5 protein-coding genes are annotated in these 3,184 nt (G+C 68.6%); 2 read left to right on the top strand and 3 right to left on the bottom strand.

The genetic code is table 11. The features are described 5' to 3' along the window. Positions 1-218: 218 nt before the first annotated feature. Positions 219-719, bottom strand: a complete 501-nt coding sequence (locus tag ABDW35_RS34685; RefSeq protein ID WP_343718399.1) for a Fur family transcriptional regulator — start codon at positions 717-719, stop codon at positions 219-221. Positions 720-906: 187 nt separating this feature from the next. Here ABDW35_RS34685 and ABDW35_RS34680 point away from each other — a divergent pair, with 187 nt between their 5' ends. Both ABDW35_RS34680 and ABDW35_RS34675 read left to right on the top strand, forming a co-directional pair. Beyond that, positions 907-1,371: an Hsp20 family protein gene (locus tag ABDW35_RS34680; RefSeq protein WP_343718398.1), complete on the top strand. Its 465-nt coding sequence runs from the start codon at positions 907-909 to the stop codon at positions 1,369-1,371. Positions 1,372-1,393: 22 nt separating this feature from the next. Continuing rightward, on the top strand, positions 1,394-1,615 hold the full coding sequence (locus tag ABDW35_RS34675; protein ID WP_343718397.1) for a DUF1150 family protein: 222 nt from the start codon (positions 1,394-1,396) through the stop codon (positions 1,613-1,615). 60 nt (positions 1,616-1,675) lie between these two features. Here the strand turns inward: ABDW35_RS34675 and ABDW35_RS34670 are convergent, their stop codons facing one another. Both ABDW35_RS34670 and ABDW35_RS34665 read right to left on the bottom strand, forming a co-directional pair. After that, a complete protein-coding gene (locus ABDW35_RS34670) occupies positions 1,676-2,503 on the bottom strand; it encodes a carbohydrate ABC transporter permease (protein WP_343718396.1) in 828 nt (275 codons plus the stop codon). Beyond that, the coding region (locus tag ABDW35_RS34665; protein ID WP_343718395.1) for a sugar ABC transporter permease at positions 2,500-3,184 on the bottom strand (685 nt) is incomplete at its 5' end. The genes ABDW35_RS34670 and ABDW35_RS34665, both read right to left, overlap by 4 nt.

Genomic DNA, 3,184 nt, shown 5'->3' with positions numbered 1-3,184 from the left:
AGCACGCTCAACAGCACCGGGAAGCTGTCAACGATGTTGCCGGTCTATAGTGTCAACGATCTCTCCGGTTGCACAACGCGAAGCGGCTCCGGGTGAGGGGATTTCGTCGAGGCCGGGACCAGCCCTCACCCGGTCTCGCTGCGCGAGCCCGGCCCCTCCCGCGTCCGGCGGGAGAGGCAACGCGAAACAATCGGCGACAGTGGATTGAAAACCGGACCTTACCCAGCCGCCGCCAGGGCGTTGGCCGCGCAATCCCGGCAGCGGCCCAGGATCTCGATGGTGCGGCTGTCGGCGACGAAGCCGATGCGCCCGGTCCAGGCCTCGATCAGCCCGTCCACCGCCGGGTCGGTGATCTCCTCCACCCGGCCGCAGTCGCGGCAGATGGCGAATTGCGCCGGATGGGTGTGGTGGTGGTCCGGTCCGCCGCAGGCCACATAGGCGTTGAGCGATTCGATCCGGTGCACCAAGCCGCGGTCGAGCAGCCCCTTCAGCGCGCGGTACACCACCGGCGGCGCGGTGATGCCGTCGCCCTTCATTTCGCGCAGGATGTCATAGGCGCTGGCCGGCTCGGCGCTGGCCCGCACCAGGTCCAGCACCCGCTGCTGCCAGTGCGACAACCCGGCGCGCGGGGGCCGGCCGCGGCGGGCGGTGCCCGTCACAGTCTTCGCTGCGGCCTTGCCCTTCGGCGCCGCCGCCGCGCCTTCCAGCTTCTGTCTCATGCATCGAGTGATAGCATGCGTCCCATCCTCAGCGCCACGCCCCGCCCGATCTTGAAACCGACCGGTCACTCCCCAATTTCCTCTTTAACGAGAGTGGGGATGCCGCGTGGTCCCCGCTCCGCAGGCGCCGGACAACCGGGCCGCCCGAGCCGGGGGTTCCGGCAGCTCGCTCTCAGGAGGAGTGATCATGACGCGGGTGTCGCTGTTCAACAGCCCGCTCCTGCTCGGCTTCGAGCAGTTCGAGCGGACCCTGGACCGCATCGGCCGGACGCCGAGCGACGGGTATCCGCCCTACAACATCGAGCAGCTCGGCGAGGACCAGCTGCGCATCACTCTGGCGGTCGCCGGCTTCACCGACGCCGACCTGACGGTGCAGATCGAGGACAACCAGCTGGTGGTCCGTGGCAAGCAGACCGACGACAAGGAGCGCATCTTCCTGCATCGCGGCATCGCCGCCCGCCAGTTCCAGCGCGCCTTCGTGCTGGCCGAGGGCATCGAGGTGACCGGGGCCTCGCTCGACAACGGGCTCCTCAACATCGATCTCCGCCGGCCGGTGCCGGAGGCCAAGGTCCGGACCATCGCCATCAACCGTTCCGCGGGCAAACCCAACGGCAAGACCGCGATCGACGTCTCGAGCGACGTCGAGGGGTGAACCGAAACACCTGGTGATCATCATGAACATCAACGCCATCCCCAACTTCACCCAGATGTCGCCCACCGATTTCGCGGCGATCGGCCTGAACCAGATCGCCTTCGTCAAGCCGGTCGTGGTCGAGGGCGAGGCCGCCTTCGCCGTGCACGGTGCCGACGGCACGCCGCTGGCCGTGGTCAAGGACCGCGAGCTCGCCTTCGCCGTGGTCCGCCAGAACGACATGGAGCCGGTCAGCGCCCACTGAGCGCCCGCGCCTCATCCAGTTGAGCTGATGCGAAAGCCCCGCCGCCCGGCGGGGCTTTTTCTATTTCACGGCGCCTGCGGTCAGTCCGGCGATGAACCAGCGGCCGACGATGCCGAACAGGATCACCACCGGCACCGTCGCCAGCGTTGCCCCGGCCAGCAGCAGGCCCCAGTCGATCTGGTACTGGCCGATGATGCCGGCGAAGCCGACCGGCAGGGTGCGGTTGGCGTCGGACAGGATCAGGACGGAGGCGAAAAGGTACTCGGTCCAGCTGGCGATGAAGGCGAAGATGGCGACGCTGGCGATGCCGGGCGCCGCCAGCGGCACCATGATCCTGAGCAGGATCGCCAGGCGCGAAGCGCCGTCGATCAGCGCCGCCTCCTCCAGCTCCGCCGGGATCGAGGCGAAGAAGCTGCGCATCATCCAGATGGCGAAGGGCGAGGCGAAGGTGACGTTGACGATCACCAGCGCCGCCGGCGTGTCGATCAACCCGGCCTGCGACATCATCCCGTAGAGCGGGATCAGGATCAGGATGCCGGGGAAGGCATAGGCCACCAGCACCGCCCGGAACAGCAGGTCCCGCCCCGGGAAGCGCAACCGGTAGAAGCCGTAGGCGGCCAGCACCGACAGCACCACGGTGATGACGGTCGAGCCCAGCCCGACCAGCAGGCTGTTGCCGAGATAGCGCGGATAGTCCGAGGCGCCGAGCAGCTTGTCGAAATGCCGCAGGGTGACGCTCTGCGGCAGCAGCGTCGGCACCCGGGCGATGATCTCCTGCGGCGCCTTGATCGACCCGGTGGCGACGAACCAGAAGGGCAGCAGCACGACGACAGCGAGGCCGAACAGCCCGCCGCCGATCGTGAGGATCTGGCCGAGGCTGCGCTTCACCCCTCCCCCTTCGGCGCCAGCGCCCGGGTGAGAAGGACGGCCAGCGCCATCAGCAGCAGGCTGACCAGCACCGACATCGCCGCCGCCTGGCCCAGCCGGTACGATTTGAACGCGGTCTCGTAGATCAGCACCGGCAGCGTCTGAGTGGCGCCGGAGGGGCCGCCCGCCGTGGTCAGCCAGATGATGTCGAAGACGTTGAAGGACAGCAGCGTGCCGACCACGCCCAGCACCAGCATGGTCGGCTGCAGCAGCGGCCAAGTAATGCGGCGGAAGCGCTGCCACGGCCCGGCGCCGTCGATCGCCGCCGCTTCGTACAGGTCGGCCGGAATGCGCTGCAGTCCGGCCAGCAGCATCACCGCGACGAAGGGGAACCAGCGCCAGGAGTTGATCACGACCAGCGAGGCCATGGCGGTACCCGGCCCGGCGAAGAATCCGACCGGCCGGTCGACCAACCCGAGCGTCACCAGCAGATAGTTCACCACCCCGCCGGAGGTGCCGAGCAGCCAGCGCCAGATGATGACGACGACGATGGTCGGCACGATCCAGGACAGGATCACCCAGACCCGCACCAGCCGCACGCCGCGGAAGCGCTGGTTCAGCAGCAGCGCGGTGCCCAGCGCCAGCAGCGTCTGCAGCACGGCATTGCCCGCGACCCAGACAAGGCTGCGCCCCAGCGCCGCC

Origin of the sequence: Inquilinus sp. (assembly GCF_039594555.1) — a bacterium.
Classification (GTDB): Bacteria; Pseudomonadota; Alphaproteobacteria; order DSM-16000; family Inquilinaceae; genus Inquilinus.
This window is presented reverse-complemented; position numbering and strand designations above follow the sequence as displayed.

Excerpts from the sequence above, each read along its gene's own strand:
- ABDW35_RS34685 (WP_343718399.1), bottom strand. The coding sequence starts at position 719 with ATGAGACAGAAGCTGGAAGGCGCGGCGGCGGCGCCGAAGGGCAAGGCC.
- ABDW35_RS34680 (WP_343718398.1), top strand. The coding sequence starts at position 907 with ATGACGCGGGTGTCGCTGTTCAACAGCCCGCTCCTGCTCGGCTTCGAG.
- ABDW35_RS34675 (WP_343718397.1), top strand. The coding sequence starts at position 1,394 with ATGAACATCAACGCCATCCCCAACTTCACCCAGATGTCGCCCACCGAT.